The organism is Actinacidiphila sp. DG2A-62 (assembly GCF_035825295.1).
Taxonomy (GTDB): domain Bacteria; phylum Actinomycetota; class Actinomycetes; order Streptomycetales; family Streptomycetaceae; genus Actinacidiphila.
Genome location: NZ_JAYMGI010000002.1, coordinates 7,901,419 through 7,916,886 on the forward strand (window position 1 = coordinate 7,901,419; position 15,468 = coordinate 7,916,886).

Sequence of the window (15,468 nt, forward strand, 5' to 3'; positions counted from 1 at the left end):
CCGCCCCCTCAGTGCCCGACGGTGACACGGGCGATGTCCACCGAGTCGTCCTCGGGCCGCCAGGCGCCCAGGACCTGCGCGGCCTGGCCGATGCGCACCCGCGACAGGTCCCGGGTCAGCGCGCCGCCCTGGTACGAGGCGGTGGTGGTGTCCGGCACGATCCGGCCGACCACCGCGTGGTCGTGGTCGCCGTGGGTCAGGTGCAGCCGGTCCTTGGCGATGCCTCTGATCGTGCAGTAGAGGTTCACGATGTTCACCCAGACCGCGTCGGCCGCGATGGTGCCGTCGGGCATGTCCACGCCGCGCGCGTACAGGCCGTCGCCGATGCTGATCTCCGCCGCGGTGGTGGGGCGCAGCTTCCACACGCTGGTGGCGTTGGTCATCTGGATCAGGTGGTGGTCGCCGTAGGAGCCGGCCACCTCCAGCACGCTGCCCCTGATCCCGGTGATCCGGCCCTCGGCGAAGGCGGACGAGGCGATCGCCGGGTCGAGGGACGCCATCGGCGCGGCGAAGGCGGCGTCCGCGTCGAGGCCGCCGAGCGCGGAGGCGCCCACGATGGTCGCGCCGCCCAGGGCCGCGGTGGTCAGGAAGCGCCGCCGGTCGAGGCCGGCGCGGGGTGCGCGTTCGCTGTCGCGGTTCATGTCGGTCCTTCCTCCTGCCGGCCGGGTCACTCGTAGATGTAGACGGGGAGCTTGCCCGAGCTGAGGTTGCCGATCGCGGAGAACGCGGCCGGCGTCAGGTCGATCACGCGGTTGGTGCGGCAGGCGCCGTTGCAGCAGGTGGCCTCGCCGCAGAAGGACTGGGTGCGCGGGCCGCAGTCGGCGACGGTGACGCACACCGAGGCGCCGGAGCACTGGTGCTTGACGTTCATCACCGAGCCGCAGGCGCGCCGCACGATGCTCTCGCCGCACAGGTCGGGGCGGGTGATGTCGAAGCACGCCTGGGAGGTGTTGGGCCAGGCGGCCATGTGGGCGTTGGACTGGCAGGTGCCGCAGGCGCCGGTGCCGGCGCTGCCGCAGGGTCCCCAGGACCCGCCGCAGCAGAACCAGGTGGTCTCACCCGCCCACAGGGCGGTCGTTCCGCAGGCCATGTCGGTCTCTCCTTCGCTCGCTCACGGCCACCGCGTCCAGGCGTGACCGGTGCATGACAATCGGATCTCGGCACAGCGCCGCCGTGGAGTGGGGGGCCGCGACGGACCGCGGGGCTGGGCCCGCTGCGCCGGGTGGGTCGGATGTGTCGGCAGTGCACGTGGAGCAGAGCCATGATGCGCGCTTCTACGCGCGTCCGCCAGACGCGCGGCTCGGCGGACCCGCGGGGACGGCGGCCGTCGGCCCCGTCGGCGCGGCGGGCGCCGGCAGGTCAGCCGCCGTCGCGGCGTGCCGCCGCGGCGCCGCGGCCGACGGACTCCACCAGCGGAAGCACCCGGTGCGGCACCCGCTCGCGCAGCGCGATCTCGGTGCGGGTGCGGACCACGCCCGGCAGCCGGATCAGCCGCTGGATGACGTCCTCCAGATGCGCGTTGTCGCGCGCCACCACCCGGGTGAGCAGGTCGCCGCCGCCGGTGATGGAGTACGCCTCGATGATCTCCGGCACGTCCGCGAGCGCGGTGCCGACGTCGTCCAGGTGCCCCTGCGTGACCTCGATCCGCACGAACGCCAGCACCGGGTGGTCCAGCGCGGCGGGCGACACCCTCGGCCCGGCCTGCGCGATCACGCCGTCCCGCTCCAGCCGGTCGAGCCGCGCCTGCAGGGTCCCGCGGGCCACGCCCAGGATGCGCGCGTACTCGCGGACGCTGGTACGCGGCTGCTGGAGCAGCAGCCGCAGGATGCGGGCGTCCAGCGCGTCGACGGACATGAGCCAGTGGTCCCCTCGCGGCCGGTGACAGGGCGGTTTCACTCTACCAATGGCACAGTGCGGGGCGATCGGTTTGAGCCAGAGCGCCACAGGATGCTTTCCTTGCGGTGACGACGGCGTTGCGGAGACCTCCGCAACGCCGTCGCCGTGTCCGCGGCGGCGCGGAGCCGGCCGCGGGCGCGGCGGACGCGTGCGACGAGGGCGCGCGGGTGCGCGGGCGCGCACCGGACGAACGGACGAACGGACGCTCGCGACGGACGGACGAACGCGCGGACCGGGCGGAGAGAACGGCAGCGGAGAGAACGGAAAGGGGCGGGAGGCACGGTGGAGCGGAGGACCTGGACGTGGGCGGCGCGGGCCGCGCGGGCGGTCGCGGCCCCGGACCCGGGCCGGCTGCGGCTGCGCTCGGCCGCCCGCGCGGTGCTCGGCATCTCCGCCGCGGTCGCGGCGGTGCTGCTCGCCGGGCTGCCGCTGCCGGCGGCGTGCGGCGGCGGACTCGCGGCCCTGCTCGCGTTCTTCACCGTGGCCGACGCGACGGTACGGCGGCAGGCGGTCACCACCGCGCTGCTGCCCGCCGCCGGGGTGCCCGTGCTGGCGGCGGCGAGCGCGCTGCACCCGTGGCCGGCGGCCCGCGACGCGGCCTTCGTCGCGGTGGTCATGGGCGGGGTGTACGCCCGCCGCTGGGGACCGCGCGGCAACGCGCTGGGCGTCTTCGCGTTCATGATGTTCTTCGTCGCGCAGTTCCTGCACGCCGCGCCCGGCGACCTCCCCGAACTCCTCGCCGCGGTCGGCATCGGCCTCGGCGCCGCCGCGACCGTCCGGTTCGGCCTGTGGTGCCACGAGCGCGGCGCACCGCCCCCGGCAGCCGCGCTGCTGCCCGCCGCCGTCCCCGCCGTCGCCGGACGCGGCCCGCGCCGTCCCACCACCCGGCAGGCCGTCCAGGCCGCGACCGCCGCCGCGGCGGCCCTCGGGCTCGGCGAGGCGGTCTCCGGCGACCGCTGGTACTGGGCGGTCGCCGCCTCCTGGTGGATCTTCGTCAACACCGCGTCCCGCGGCGAGACCCTCGTCCGCGGGTTCCGCCGGGTGCTCGGCACCGCCACGGGCGTCGCCGCCGGCTTCGCGCTCGCCGCGCCGCTGCACGGCGCCGCCGTGCCGTCGGCCGTCCTCGTCGCCGCCTGCGTCTTCGGGATCTTCTACAGCGCGCCGGTCTCGTACAGCTGGATGACCTTCTTCGTCACGGTCATGGCCGGGACGCTCTACGGGCTGCTCGGCGTGCTGCGGCCCGCGCTGCTGGCGCTGCGGCTGGAGGAGACGCTGGTGGGCGCGGGCACGGCGGCCCTGGCCGTCCTGCTGGTGCTGCCGGTCACCACGCACGCCGCCACCGACGCGTGGGTGCGCTGCGCGCTGCACGCCGTACGGGACGTCGCGGCACGGACCGCGCGGCACCTGGACGGCGCGGCCGCCACGGCGGGGACGGCAGGCTCGGCGGTGTCGCCAGCCACGGCGGGCGCAGTGGGCACGGCGCGAACGGCGGGCCCGGCGGACGCCGTGGGTCCGGGCGGCGAGGCACCCGCGCGGACCCCCGACGGCGATCTCGGCGTCCCCCGTGCGGGTGGCGTCCCAGGCGCCGCCACGGACCCGGGCGGCGTCGGCGCCGCCGCCGACCTGGCGGGCCGCGCCGCCGAACTCGACGCCGTGCTCGGCCGGGTGCGGATCTCGCTGGGCCCGCTGCTGCACCCGCTCAATCCCCATCGCGCGCGCCGCGCCCGCGCCCTGCGGGTGCTCGCGCTGCTGGACGACTGCGCCCGCGAGGCGCGGGGCCTCGCCCGGACCGCGGCCGACCCGCGGGCCGGGCACGACGCCCGCCTGCTCGCCGCCTGCCGCCGGGTCGAGCACGCGGTGCTGCGCCTGCTCGACCCGGACAGCGCGCCCGCCGCACCGCGGCAGGACACCGCCTCCGCCTCCGCGCCCGGGCCGCGGACCGCGTCCGCCGCGTCCGCGCCCGCGCCGTCCGGGCACCCGCACGCCGAGCGCGCCCTCGCGCACCTGCACGGCCTGGAGTCGGCCCTGCGCGCCCTCGCCGCGCCGCTGCGCCCGCAGGAGTCCGCCGCGCCGGCCGCGTGAGCGCACGCCGGGCGCGCCGCCGCGCCCGAGCCGACGCACGGCCGCGCCCGCGGAACCCGCACCGCACCGCCCCGCCCCGCCGCCGCAGACCCGCGCGGCCCGCCCGGCCGCCGCACCCCGTCAACCACCCCGCGCCGCGGGCCGACGCCCCGGGGGCGACGTAACCGCCGTCACGTACTACTGTCAGCCGCCGTACAGACATCAGGCGGAAGAGGTACGGCAGTGGCCGGGCACGTTTACATCGGGTCGTTCACGTCTGCGGGGGGCCGGGGCCTGACCACGGCCGCCCTCGACCCGGACACGGGAGCGCTCAGCGCGCTCGGGCACACGGCCGCGGTGCCGAACCCGTCCTTCCTCGCGCTCTCCGCGGACCGGCGGGTCCTCTACGCGGTCAGCGAGACCGAACCCGAGGGCGCCGCCGCCGCGTTCAGCCTGGCCGACCCCGCCGCGCCCGCCCTGCTCGGCGCGCCCGTGCCGGTGCGCGGCGGAGCGCCCACCCACCTGGCCGTCCACCAGGGCCACCTGCTCACCGCCAACTACGCCGCGCCCGGCAGCGTCAGCGTGCTCGCCCTGGACGGCGACGGCGGCCTGGGCGCGGTGCGCTCGGTGCTGGAGCACGAGGGCGACGGCCCGGACAGGGAGCGGCAGGAGGGCCCGCACGCCCACGCCGTGCTGCCCGATCCCAGCGGCCGCTGGGCGGTCAGTGTGGACCTCGGCACCGACTCGGTCCGGGTCTGCGAACTCGACGCCGCCAGCGGCGAGTTGGAGATCGAACGGGAGCTGGGCCTGCGCTCGGGGATCGGCCCGCGGCACCTGACCTTCCACCCCGGCGGCGCCCACGCCTATGTGATGAACGAGCTGGACTCGGTGGTCACCGTCTGCCGGTTCGACGCGCAGAAGGGCAGCCTGCGCCCGCTCGCCGAGGTCCGGGTGCTGCCCCCGGACGCCGACGGCGAGAACTACCCGTCGGAACTGGTGATCTCGCCCGACGGGCGCTTCGCCTGGGCCGCCAACCGCGGCCACAACAGCATCGCGGTGCTGGGCCTGGACCGCAGCGGCGAGCGGCTGGAACTCCTGGAGACCGTCCCCTGCGGCGGCGACTGGCCCCGCCACCTCACCCTCGACCCGACCGGCGCCCGCCTCTACGCCGCCAACGAGCGCTCCGGCGACGTCACCTGGTTCGACGTCGACCCCGGCACGGGCATCCCGAAGCAGACCGGCGCCCTCGCGCTGCCCGCCGTCTCCTGCGTGGTCTTCGGCTGACCCGACCGACCCGGCGCGTACGCGAAGGGCGGCCCCGACATCGGGACCGCCCTTCGCGCGGCACCTCCACAGAGCGACGCCGCGCCGGCTACTCCTGGGGCCCGGCCTGGCCCGCGCCGGCCGGGACGATGCCGACCGCCCCCGCGTACTGCGTGACCACCAGCTTGCCCACCGCCGGGTAGGGGCCCAGCGCGTCCGCGCCCGAGCAGCCGGCCTCGGCGGCGGCCTCGTGCAGCAGTTGCGGGGCGATCTCCGGCCCGATCAGGCACGGCGCCAGCGCGAGCGTGGTCGAGCCGGAGGAGCGCAGCTGCTCGGCCGCCCGCGCGATCGCGCCGTCCTCGTCCAGCGCCGCCGCCAGCACCGGCACCGCCAGCCGGGCGGCCAGCAGCAGCCCGGTCACGCCGGCCGCCTGCGCGGCCTCCTCGCCGCCGACCGTGGCCAGGATGATGCCGTCGGCCGCGGTCGCCACCGTGAACAGCCGGGCCCGGTCGGCGCGGGCCAGCCCCGCCTCCGACAGCCGCACGTGCAGCGCCTCGGCGAGCAGCGGGTGCGGGCCGAGCACGTCGGTCAGCTCCACCTGCGCCTTGGAGTCCCCGATCGCCTGCCGGACCCGGCGCAGCACCGACGCCTCGGGGCCCGCCAGCAGCGGCACCACGACCGCGGAGGTCTCCTCGCCCGGGCGCTCGGCGGCGACCTGGTCGAGCACGCCGCGCAGGCCCGGGAACTCCGCGTCGTCACCGTCGACGAAGGCCACCCGCGGGTCCAGGCCGGACAGTTCGGCGCGCGCCAGGCTGACGACCTCCTCGGCCAGGCTCAGCGCCGCGGCGGTGGGAGTGCCCGGGACGGCGAGCACCAGCACCGGCGCTCCCTCCGGGGCGGACAGCGCCTCGGGGCGGCGGTGGCGTCCGGTCTGGCGCGGGCGCGGGCTTCGTACGGGGAGGCCGGCGGCGGGCCCTGTGGCGTTGCTCATGGCGTCGCATGCTAACGCCTCGCGGCGGCCCTCCGCTCGTGCGGGTGCGGGAAGGGCCGGGGCTGTCCCGAACTGTCCGTTTCAGCGATCACCCGTGGTCATCGGGCCTGTCTGGCCGGTGCACGACCGACAGCAGCGCCGGGTCGGCGGGCAGCGTCAGCGCCCCGCGCCACAGCGCCGAGGCGATGCGCACCGCGCCGTCCAGCGGGTCGCCGTCCGCCAGGCGCAGCCGCGCGCCCGGCAGCACCGCGGCCGCCCGCGCGCGCAGCGGCGCGAGCAGCGGCTCGCCCGTCCTGAACAGGCCGCCGGCGAGCGCGACCTCCACCGGTTCCCCGGCCGCCGGCGCCTTCCGCGGCAGCACCGCCGCGGCGGCCTCCACGATGTGCCCGGCGGCGCGGCCCAGGATGTCCGCCGCCACCGGGTCCGCGGTCGCGCAGGCCGCCACGTCCGGCGCGAACGACGCCAGCACCGCGGGCCGGTCCTGCCGCGGATACAGCTGCCCCGGCAGACCCTCCGGCGGCCCGAACCGCTCCCGCAGCCGCTCCAGCAGCGCGGGGGAGCCGCCGGCCCGCCCGTCGTGCGCGCGCATCGCCGCGTCCAAGCCCTCCCGGCCGATCCACGCGCCGCCGCCCGCGTCGCCCAGCAGATGACCCCAGCCGTCCGCGCGCCGCCAGCCGTCGCCGGGGCCCGAGGTGCCCAGGGCGATCATGCCGGTGCCGGCGGCGACCACCGCTCCGGGCCGCAGGCCCAGCGCGCCGGCGTACGCCGTCACCACATCGCCCGCCAGGGCCAGTTCGCGCACCCCGAGCGCCTCGTCGAGCGCCTGCGGCAGCCGGGCGCGCAGGTCCGCGCCGAGCGTGGCCATCCCGGCCGCGCCCACGCACGCCGCGTCGATCCGCCCGGCGCCGGCCGCCGCCATCAGCCCCCGGGCGAGCGGCAACACCAGGCCGAGCAGGCTGTCGGCGTCGATGCCGCGCCCGCCGGTCACCGCGGGGCGCGCGCAGGCGGCCGGCGCGGCGACGGCCGAGCCGTCGCCGCGGGCCAGGGCGACCCGTACGCCGGAGCCGCCCGAGTCCACGCCGAGCACCCAGCCGCCGGCGCGGTGCGCGCCGTCCGGGCCGCCGCTCCCGCCGCCGGTGTCGCCGTGGCCGCCGAGACCCTCGCCCACTCGGTCAGCCGAGCCCGCGCGAGTCCTGCTTGAGCGCGGTGTCCACGGTCAGCGCCGAGGCCACGACCATGCTCAGCAGCGGGTCGGCGAGCGGCCGGTGGATCTGCAGCACGTAGTTGTCGGCCGTGGTGAACATGGTCTTCGCCAGGCCCTCCCACGTCTTGGTGATGCGGGCGATCTCGGTCTCGGTGTGGTCGACGATCGCGAAGTTCCAGGCCCGCCAGTTCTCGGCCTTGATCGTGCCGATCTGCTGGCCGTTGTACATGAAGCCGAACTTGATCTTGCCGAAGGCGTTCTGCTGCACGATCTCGCCGAGCGGCTCGCCGTTGGCGCGGTGCACCTGCACCTTGGACTTGATGAACTTGGCCGGCCGGGTCAGCACCAGCTGCGGCACGCCCTGGGCGTCCCGGACCTCCAGCTTGTGGGTGAGGAACTGGTCCACGCTGGAGACGAACCGCAGCACCTTCTTCGCCGTGGACTGGCCGACCTCCACCACCGAGCCCAGCGTCCGGCCGTTCTGGTCGAACACGCTGTACTCGTTGACCAGCTCGATCAGCTTGGCCTTCTGGTTCACCACCAGCACGGGCTCGGTGAACAGCGAGCCGCCGCCCTGGCCCGCCGGCGCCACGCCGGCCTGCTGCTGCACCTGGCGCTGGACCTTCGACGGGTCCGGGGCGCCGCTGACGTTCAACTCCCAGGCGCTGCCGCCGCCCTCCTTGGGCTGCTGCGGAACCTGGCCGGGGTTGGTGTGCTCGGTCCACTGGGTGCCGTCCCAGTACCTGAGCAGGTTCGGAGTGCCCTGCGGGTCGGCGTACCAGCCGGCCGGGGTGTTGGAATGCGTGGTCACCCGGGCAGACTACCCCGGCCGGGCGCTCAGCGGACCGGGCCGGCGCCCGGCCGAGCCCTGCTCAGGGGAGCCGCCAGTCCACCGGCTGCCCGCCCTGCCGCTCCAGCAGGTCGTTGGCCCGGCTGAAGGGCCGCGAGCCGAAGAACCCGCGGTCCGCCGACATCGGCGACGGGTGCGCGGACTCGATGGCGGGCAGATGGCCCAGCAGCGGCCGCAGATTGCGGGCGTCGCGCCCCCACAGGATCGACACCAGCGGACGGCCGCGCGCCGCCAGCGCCCTGATGGCCTGCTCGGTGACCTCTTCCCAGCCCTTGCCGCGGTGGGCGGCGGGCCGCCGCGGCGCGGTGGTCAGCGCCCTGTTGAGCAGCAGCACGCCCTGGGCGGTCCACGGCGTGAGGTCGCCGTTGGACGGCCGCGGGACGCCGAGGTCCTGGCACAGCTCGCGGTAGATGTTCTCCAGGCTGCCCGGCAGCGGGCGGACGTCTGGCGCCACCGAGAAGCTCAGCCCCACCGCGTGCCCGGGCGTCGGATACGGGTCCTGGCCGACGATCAGCACCCGTACGTCGTCGAAGGGCTGCTGGAAGGCGCGCAGGACGTTCGGTCCCGCGGGGAGGTACGTGCGGCCCGCGGCGATCTCGGCGCGGAGGAAGTCCCCCATGGCCGCGATCCGGCCCGCCACGGGCTCCAGGGCCTTGGCCCAGCCGGCCTCGACGATCTCGTGCAAGGGTCGTGCTGTCACGGTCCGTCACTCTACTGGCTCAACAGCCGTGCCGCGGACGCGAGTACGGGCCCCGGCCGCCGCCGGCCGGGGCAGCGCGCGATTCCGGCCATGTCGACCACCCCGACCGGTCCACCGACCGGTCCCGCGCCCGGTCCCGCGACCGCGCCCTCCGGCGCCCGCGCCGGCCCGCGCACGCCGCCGAGGGCGCGCTCAGACCTCGGCCGACAGGTCGTACTCCTCGACCCGGCCGGCGGCGCGCCCGCCGACCACGGCAGCTTGTAGCGCTGGAACAGCTCGGCGCGCAGCCGGGCCAGCGGCATCGGCGCGCCCGGCAGCAGCAGCGCCACCGTGGCGCCCATCAGCAACGCCCGCAGCAGCCGGTACTCCTCGTCCGGGTCCGCCGCGCCGTAGCGGGCCACGGTGTCCCGCAGCAGCCAGGCCAGCCGCTGCTGCTCGGGGCACTGGATGAAGCCCTCCTCCTGGAGGATCGAGGCCATGTGGGTGCGCATCAGCGTCGTGTGCCGCTGGGTGAGCCCGAGGACGGAGTCGACGGCCCGCGCGAGCAGTTCCTGGCCGTCCTCGGTGGGCGGCTCCGCGGCCAGCGCGTCCGCCAGCTCCAGGTGCATCAGCCGGTGCACGGCGGACTGCAGCAGCGCCCTTTTCCCGGAGAAGTAGTACGACACCAGACCGCGCGCGGAGCCCGCCCGCTCGGTGATGTCCGCCAAGGTCGTGGCCGCGTAGCCGCGCTCCTCCACCAGCTCCACGGTGGCCTGCAGCAGGCGCTCGCGGGACCGCCGCCGCATTTCTTCATTGACCGAAGCGCTCCGAGGCGACATGCTTTACTCCTGCGTTGACTGGCTGCGAGCCAATATACTCAGCGCGCGCCGTCCGGCCCTGGACCGGGCGGCACACGGGGGAAACGGGGAAACGGGGGACGCGCCGGACCCGGCGACGCGGGGGATCGCCGGGACCGGCGTTCCGCGTACCCGCGCCCGGATCCTCAGGCTCTTCGGCCGACCGGACACGGCGCGCCGCGCAGGGCGACCTGTCGCCGCCACGGCGGCAAGCGGTCCGCCGGTCGCGCCCGGCGGGGGAGCGCGCCGCCGGCCCGCCGCCCGTCGGGCGCGCTCAAGAAGAGGCGGAAGAGACGGAAACGGAAGAAGGGGAAGGCGGAGCCCGGGAAGCCGGGCACCGCGGCCGTCACCGTCACGCCGTCGCCTCCTCCCGGTCGTCGGCCGTCACGGCCATTGTGCCAACCACCGGTCAGGTCAACGCGTGCAGCCCCGGCCCGAAGGCGATCAGCAGCGGCACCGCGGGCAGCAGCAGCGCGTAGGCGGTCATCCGGACCCGGCGGCCCAGCGGCAGCCGCGGCGCGGGGTCGAGCAGCCGGTGCACCCGGCCAGGGACCGCGCCCGGCGGCGCGGGCGAGGGGCCGAACACCCCGCGCTCCTCGTTCAGCTCCACCAGCGCCAGGGCGGTGGTGAGCCGGCCGAACCGGCGCGAGGCGGTGTCGTCCGCCGCCAGCTCCACCAGGTGGTGGACCTGGTCGCGGAAGGCCGCGAACACCGGCACCTGCGGGAAGGCGGCGGCCAGCGCGCCCGCGCAGTGCAGCAGCAGGTCGTGCCGGGCCCGCGCGTGGCCCTGCTCGTGTGCGAGCACCGCGTCCAGCTGGCGCCCCTTGAGTCGGCGCAGCGCCGCGGTGGTGACGACGAGCCGCGGTGCCGCGCCCGACAGCCACCACGCGTCCGAACGCGCGTCCTCCAGGACCACCAGGCGCTCGCCCGGCGGCACCGACTCGCCCGGCAGCCGCGGCGCCCGCGCGAAGACCTCGCGTCTGCGCTGTCTGCGCCGGGTCCTGGCCGCGCGCACCTCGCGGGTGAGCATCGCCGCGGTCCACACGCCGCCGAGCGCGAGCAGCACCGCCAGCCAGCCGGCCCAGTGGCCGTGGTCCGACAGTCCGTACGCCTCCACCACGCCGCTCGGGGCGAAGGCGAAGACGTTCCCGCGCACCGCCGCCCACGCGGCCGAGCCGGCGAGCGCCATGGCCAGCAGGCAGCACAGCAGCACCGCGGCGACCACGCACTGCCACACCCACAGGGCCAGCACCGGCTCGCGCTCCGGCCACTGCGCGCGGGAGAGCAGACGCGGCGCCGTCGCCGCCGCAAGTGCGCCGAGGACCAGCAGCACGAACGCGACCGTCATGTGGATCACCCTAGGAGCGGGCGGCGCGGCGCGGCACGCGCGCCCAGCCGATGTGACGCATCACTCACCATCACTCACGCGGTGTGCCGCGCGCCCGCCGGGCAGCGGTCCGCGGTCACAGCGTGACCAGCATCGCCAGCATGCCCAGGGCCATGGATATCCGGCAGGCGTCGGCGACTTCGGGGGAGCGCCGCAGCGGCGGACGGACGCCGCCGGGAGCGCCGGCGGCGACGGCCGGGACCATGACCAGGCGGACCCCGGCGCGCACCACGTAGGCCGCGAAGTACACCAGCAGCGCGCCGGTCAGCAGCGGGACGCCGGTGCTGCCGTGGCCCCCGTGACCGCCGTGGCCGTCGCCCGCCGCCATGCCGGACATCGCCACCGCCATGTAGGCCATCGCGGCCGAGCAGACGGCGTGGTGGGTGCGGTGCGCCGCGTGCCGGCCCGGTCCCAGGACGGCGTACAGCGCCGCCGCGCCGAACACCGCGGCCAGCGCCGGCCCGCCCAGGCCCACGGGTCGGCCACCGACAGGGGCACGGCCATCGCCGCCATCGCGGCCCCGGTCAGCGCCTCCACCCGCTCCCGGCCGCGCAGCAGGCAGGAGATCGCGGCGGCGGCGTTCAGCGCCACGATCAGCCACGCCACCAGCGGCGGTCCGTGCATCGTCATGGCCCCTCCCTCCGTTCCCGCGTCCGTCCGCGGCGCCCTGCCGCCCGTCGTCCGCGTGGCGTTCACCCGTGCTGCGCGTGCTGGCGGCGCGATCCCCGCTGCCCGTGCTCGCCCCCGCGGCCCCACACCGGCCGGTGCGTGCCGTCCTGATCCGTTGGTCGTGCGCGCGCCGCCGCCGGTTCCCGGCCGCGCGGATCCGCGCCCCCTCCTGTGCTGCCCGCGCACGAGGGCGCACACCCATGCGCACGGAGGTACCAGGGGTGGTGCGGACATGTGCCGCGCGCCCCGAACGGTCCCGGCGCGCTCCGATAACCTGACCGCATGGACGCCGCAGCACCGCTCACCTTCCGCCCCGCCACCGCCGCCGACGTGCCCGCGCTCGTCGCGCTGATCGAATCCGCGTACCGCGGCGACTCCAGCCGCGCCGGCTGGACCACCGAGGCGGACATCCTCGAAGGCCAGCGGACCGACCCCGAGGGCGTCCTCGCGGTGATCCGGAAGGCCGACAGCCGACTGGTCGCGGTCGAGTCCGGCGGCGAGCTGGTCGCCTGCTGCCAGCTCGAACACCGCGGCGAGCACGCCTACTTCGGGATGTTCGCGGTCCGGCCCAAGCTCCAGGGCGGCGGCCTCGGCAAGGCGATCATCGCCGAGGCGGAGCGCTTCGCCCGCGACGAGTGGGGCGTCGCCGAGATGCACATGACGGTCATCACGGTCCGCGAGGACCTCATCGCGTGGTACGTCCGCCGCGGCTACTCCCGCACCGGGCAGACCTCGCCCTTCCCGTACGGCGACGAGCGGTTCGGCCTGCCCACCCGGGACGACCTGGAGTTCGAGCTGCTCACCAAGAAGCTCCGGTAGCGGAGCCGGGCCCGGCGTCCCCGCACGGGACGCCCCTGGTCTCAGCAGGCCGGCCTCGGTGATGCGGCGCAGGAAATCGCGGGTGCGCTGCTCGGCCGGAGCGCCGAACACCTCGGCGGGGGCGCCGCGTTCGAGCACCACTCCGCCGTCGAGGAAGCACACCTGGTCGGCGACCTCGCGGGCGAACGCCATCTCGTGCGTGGCGATCACCATCGTCATGCCCTCCTCCTCCTTCAACTCCCGGACCACCGCCAGCACTTCGCCGACGAGTTCGGGGTCGAGCGCGGCGGTGATCTCGTCCAGGAGCAGCAGCCGCGGCCGGGCGGCCACCGCGCGCAGCAGCGCCACCCGCTGCTGCTGGCCGCCGCTGAGCCGGTCCGGGTACTCGCGCGCCCGGTCCGCGAGCCCCAGCCTGCCCAGCAGTTCGTGCCCGTGCGCCTCGGCCTGCGCGCGCGGCACCCGGTGCACCCGGCGCGGGGCCAGGGTGATGTTGTCCAGCACGGTCATGTGGGGGAACAGGTTGTACGCCTGGAAGACCACGCCGATCCTGCGGCGCACCGCGTCCTGGTCGGCCCGGGGGTCGGTGATCTCCTCGCCGTCCAGGAAGACCGCGCCGTCGTCGACCTCCTCCAGCAGGTTCGCGCAGCGCAGCAGCGTCGACTTGCCCGAGCCGGAGGCGCCGATCAGCGCGGTCACGGTGTGCGCGGGCACCTCCAGCGAGATGTCGCGCAGCACCACCGAGTCGCCGTACGTCTTGCGGACCGACTCCATCCGCAGCACCGGCTCGTCGCGGGGCGCCGGCACGTCGCGGGGCGCCGGCTCCGCGCTCGGGCTCGGGTCCTTGCCCGGTCCCGGCCTCCTGCCCAGCGCCGGCTCGTCGCGCGGTCCCGGTGCTCCGACGCCGCCCTTCATACCGTGCCTCCCTGCGACTGCCGCCGGTTCATCCGCGCCGCCACCCAGTCGGTGAACCGGGTCATCGGGATGGTGATCGCGACGAAGACCAGCCCGGCGATGACGTACGGGGTGTAGTTGAACTCGCGGCTGGCGATGATCTGCGCGCCGTACACCGCGTCGACCGCGCCGCCGATCGACACCAGGCCGGTGTCCTTCTGCAGCGACACCATGTCGTTCAGCAGCGCGGGCACCACGCGCCGCACGGCCTGCGGCAGGACCACGTGGCGCATCGTCTGGGCGCTGCTCAGGCCGAGCGAGCGGGCCGCGGCGCGCTGGCTGGGGTGCACGCTCTCGATGCCGGCCCTGAACACCTCGGCCACGTAGGCGGTGTAGGTCAGGCAGAGCGCCAGGCCGCCGAGCGTCACCGGGTCGTTGGTGACGCCGCGCAGCCGCAGCGCGGGGACGCCGAAGACGCTGACCAGGATGCAGATGATCAGCGGCAGCCCGCGGAAGAAGTCCACGTAGGCGGTGGCCAGCGCGCGCACCGGGAAGAAGACCGGGCCGCGCAGCGTGCGCAGCAGCGCCACCAGCAGCCCCGCGACCAGGACGACCGCGCCGCACACCGCGAGCAGCCGCAGGTTGAGCCACAGCCCGTGCATGACGTCGGGGAACGCCACCCGCGCGTAGTGCGCGCTGAAGAAGGTCTGCCGGGTGCGCTGCCAGCCGGGGGAGTTGACGACGACCGCGTACACCGCCGCGGCCGTGGCGAGCGTGCTGACGGCGGCGACGGCGAAGGCGCGGCGGGTGCGGTCGCGCTCGTGGCGCTCGCGCTCGATCCGCCGCGCCGAGGGCCGGTAGCCGTCGTCCGCCGGCGCCTGCGCCCGCTTGGCGCCGACGGTCACTTCAGGACCGGGGCGTCGACCGCGTCGGACAGCCACTGCTTCTCCAGCGCGGCCAGCGTCCCGTCGCCGCGCAGCGCGGTGACGGCCCGGGACACGCACGCGGTGAGCCCGCTGCCCTTGTCCAGGACCAGCCCGAACTGCTCGGGGGTCCCGCCGGTGTCGGCGAACTGCCCCACCACCTTGGCGTCGGTGACCTCCGCGCCGGTGATGTAGAAGGCGGTCGGCAGGTCCACCACGATCCCGTCGACCTGGCCGTTCTTCAGCGCGGCCACCGCCAGGTCGTTGCGCTGGAAGACCGCGGGCTTCTTCGCCGGCTTCACCGTGCCGGTGATGACGTCCAGGCTGGTGGTGCCCACCTGTGCGCCGAGCTTGGCGTCCTTGAGGTCGGCCAGCGAGTGCGCGGAGGCGATCGGCGAGCCCTTGCGGGCGACGACCGCCTGCCGCACGTCGTAGTAACCGGGGGAGAAGTCGACGGCCTTGCGGCGGTCGGCGTTCACCGAGACCTGGTTGACGTCGAAGTCGAAGGACTTGGCGCCGGGCGCGAAGGCGCTGTTGAAGGGGACCTTCTGCCAGACGACGTCGGCGGGCGCGTAGCCGAGCCGCTTGGCCACCGCGTACGCGACGGCGGACTCGTACCCCTTGCCGTTGGAGGGGTCGTCGTCGGAGAACCACGGGTCGTAGGCGGGGTTGTCGGTCCCGACGGTCAGCTTGCCCTTGGTGCGGGTGGGCAGCGACGCCGCGGTGCAGGCGGCGCCGGCGGCGCTCGCGGCGGCGCCGGCCGTGGGCGAGCCGGAGGCGGCGTCGGAGCCGGCGGAGTCGTCGTCCTGCGGGGCGCAGCCGGCCACGGCGAGGACGAGCATCGAGGACAGGGCTGCCGCGGCGAGCAGCGCGCGGCGCGGGGACGGCGGGATCGCGGGACGCATGGCGGGACCTTGGCACCACCGGCCCGCGGCTGTCCACGGGATTGGGCCGGTCGTCCGGATGCCGGACATTTGT

General features: G+C 76.1%; 15 protein-coding genes and 1 pseudogene. 3 read left to right on the plus strand and 13 right to left on the minus strand.

Annotated features, from left to right (window positions below; translation table 11 throughout):
* Nucleotides 1–8 precede the first annotated feature (8 nt).
* The 3 genes from VSR01_RS34810 to VSR01_RS34820 form a co-directional block, all read right to left on the minus strand.
* A complete protein-coding gene (locus VSR01_RS34810; RefSeq protein ID WP_326452962.1) occupies nucleotides 9–641 on the minus strand; it encodes a cell wall protein in 633 nt (210 codons plus the stop codon).
* A gap of 26 nt (nucleotides 642–667) precedes the next feature.
* Entirely contained in the window at nucleotides 668–1,090 is a 423-nt protein-coding gene (locus tag VSR01_RS34815; protein ID WP_326452963.1) for a hypothetical protein, read from the minus strand.
* Nucleotides 1,091–1,359: 269 nt separating this feature from the next.
* Nucleotides 1,360–1,854 (minus strand): Lrp/AsnC family transcriptional regulator, encoded by a 495-nt coding sequence (locus tag VSR01_RS34820; RefSeq protein ID WP_326452964.1) that lies wholly within the window; start codon nucleotides 1,852–1,854, stop codon nucleotides 1,360–1,362.
* A gap of 324 nt (nucleotides 1,855–2,178) precedes the next feature.
* On the opposite strand from VSR01_RS34820, the gene VSR01_RS34825 reads away from it, so the two are divergent.
* The gene (locus VSR01_RS34825; RefSeq protein ID WP_326452965.1) at nucleotides 2,179–3,978 is read left to right on the plus strand and encodes an FUSC family protein; all 1,800 of its coding nucleotides are present in this window, start codon (nucleotides 2,179–2,181) and stop codon (nucleotides 3,976–3,978) included.
* A 222-nt stretch (nucleotides 3,979–4,200) separates the two neighbouring features.
* Nucleotides 4,201–5,241: a lactonase family protein gene (locus VSR01_RS34830; protein WP_326452966.1), complete on the plus strand. Its 1,041-nt coding sequence runs from the start codon at nucleotides 4,201–4,203 to the stop codon at nucleotides 5,239–5,241.
* An 88-nt stretch (nucleotides 5,242–5,329) separates the two neighbouring features.
* Here the strand turns inward: VSR01_RS34830 and VSR01_RS34835 are convergent, their stop codons facing one another.
* The 7 genes from VSR01_RS34835 to VSR01_RS34865 all read right to left on the minus strand — a co-directional run bounded on the left by VSR01_RS34835 (nucleotide 5,330) and on the right by VSR01_RS34865 (nucleotide 12,059).
* Complete coding sequence (locus tag VSR01_RS34835; RefSeq protein WP_326452967.1) at nucleotides 5,330–6,211, minus strand: sirohydrochlorin chelatase; 882 nt, start codon at nucleotides 6,209–6,211, stop codon at nucleotides 5,330–5,332.
* 88 nt (nucleotides 6,212–6,299) lie between these two features.
* Nucleotides 6,300–7,379, minus strand: coding sequence for an N-acetylglucosamine kinase (locus tag VSR01_RS34840; RefSeq protein ID WP_442785607.1), 1,080 nt, complete (start codon nucleotides 7,377–7,379; stop codon nucleotides 6,300–6,302).
* Between the two features lie 4 nt (nucleotides 7,380–7,383).
* Nucleotides 7,384–8,226, minus strand: a complete 843-nt coding sequence (locus tag VSR01_RS34845; RefSeq protein WP_326452968.1) for a phospholipid scramblase-related protein — start codon at nucleotides 8,224–8,226, stop codon at nucleotides 7,384–7,386.
* A gap of 61 nt (nucleotides 8,227–8,287) precedes the next feature.
* Nucleotides 8,288–8,965 carry a uracil-DNA glycosylase gene (locus VSR01_RS34850; RefSeq protein WP_326452969.1) on the minus strand — a complete coding sequence of 226 codons (678 nt, stop codon included), beginning with the start codon at nucleotides 8,963–8,965 and terminating at the stop codon, nucleotides 8,288–8,290.
* Nucleotides 8,966–8,976: 11 nt separating this feature from the next.
* Nucleotides 8,977–9,783, minus strand: coding sequence for a TetR/AcrR family transcriptional regulator (locus VSR01_RS34855; protein ID WP_442785608.1), 807 nt, complete (start codon nucleotides 9,781–9,783; stop codon nucleotides 8,977–8,979).
* 427 nt (nucleotides 9,784–10,210) lie between these two features.
* Nucleotides 10,211–11,149, minus strand: a complete 939-nt coding sequence (locus VSR01_RS34860) for a M56 family metallopeptidase (protein ID WP_326452970.1) — start codon at nucleotides 11,147–11,149, stop codon at nucleotides 10,211–10,213.
* A gap of 115 nt (nucleotides 11,150–11,264) precedes the next feature.
* Nucleotides 11,265–12,059, minus strand: coding sequence for a DUF5134 domain-containing protein (locus tag VSR01_RS34865; RefSeq protein WP_326452971.1), 795 nt, complete (start codon nucleotides 12,057–12,059; stop codon nucleotides 11,265–11,267).
* A gap of 80 nt (nucleotides 12,060–12,139) precedes the next feature.
* On the opposite strand from VSR01_RS34865, the gene VSR01_RS34870 reads away from it, so the two are divergent.
* The gene (locus VSR01_RS34870; RefSeq protein ID WP_326452972.1) at nucleotides 12,140–12,676 is read left to right on the plus strand and encodes a GNAT family N-acetyltransferase; all 537 of its coding nucleotides are present in this window, start codon (nucleotides 12,140–12,142) and stop codon (nucleotides 12,674–12,676) included.
* A 42-nt stretch (nucleotides 12,677–12,718) separates the two neighbouring features.
* Here VSR01_RS34870 and VSR01_RS34875 read toward each other — a convergent pair.
* From VSR01_RS34875 to VSR01_RS34885, 3 genes and pseudogenes are all read right to left on the minus strand, one after another.
* Nucleotides 12,719–13,447: pseudogene (locus VSR01_RS34875) on the minus strand (amino acid ABC transporter ATP-binding protein); the annotation flags it as partial.
* 137 nt (nucleotides 13,448–13,584) lie between these two features.
* Nucleotides 13,585–14,472 carry an amino acid ABC transporter permease gene (locus VSR01_RS34880; protein WP_326452973.1) on the minus strand — a complete coding sequence of 296 codons (888 nt, stop codon included), beginning with the start codon at nucleotides 14,470–14,472 and terminating at the stop codon, nucleotides 13,585–13,587.
* A complete protein-coding gene (locus tag VSR01_RS34885; protein ID WP_326452974.1) occupies nucleotides 14,469–15,395 on the minus strand; it encodes an ABC transporter substrate-binding protein in 927 nt (308 codons plus the stop codon). The genes VSR01_RS34880 and VSR01_RS34885 overlap by 4 nt, the downstream gene beginning before the upstream one ends.
* Nucleotides 15,396–15,468: the final 73 nt, after the last annotated feature.

Excerpts from the sequence above, each read along its gene's own strand:
- VSR01_RS34810 (WP_326452962.1), bottom strand. The coding sequence starts at position 641 with ATGAACCGCGACAGCGAACGCGCACCCCGCGCCGGCCTCGACCGGCGG.
- VSR01_RS34815 (WP_326452963.1), bottom strand. The coding sequence starts at position 1,090 with ATGGCCTGCGGAACGACCGCCCTGTGGGCGGGTGAGACCACCTGGTTC.
- VSR01_RS34820 (WP_326452964.1), bottom strand. The coding sequence starts at position 1,854 with ATGTCCGTCGACGCGCTGGACGCCCGCATCCTGCGGCTGCTGCTCCAG.
- VSR01_RS34835 (WP_326452967.1), bottom strand. The coding sequence starts at position 6,211 with ATGAGCAACGCCACAGGGCCCGCCGCCGGCCTCCCCGTACGAAGCCCG.
- VSR01_RS34855 (WP_442785608.1), bottom strand. The coding sequence starts at position 9,783 with ATGTCGCCTCGGAGCGCTTCGGTCAATGAAGAAATGCGGCGGCGGTCC.
- VSR01_RS34860 (WP_326452970.1), bottom strand. The coding sequence starts at position 11,149 with ATGACGGTCGCGTTCGTGCTGCTGGTCCTCGGCGCACTTGCGGCGGCG.
- VSR01_RS34865 (WP_326452971.1), bottom strand. The coding sequence starts at position 12,059 with ATGGGTGTGCGCCCTCGTGCGCGGGCAGCACAGGAGGGGGCGCGGATC.
- VSR01_RS34870 (WP_326452972.1), top strand. The coding sequence starts at position 12,140 with ATGGACGCCGCAGCACCGCTCACCTTCCGCCCCGCCACCGCCGCCGAC.
- VSR01_RS34885 (WP_326452974.1), bottom strand. The coding sequence starts at position 15,395 with ATGCGTCCCGCGATCCCGCCGTCCCCGCGCCGCGCGCTGCTCGCCGCG.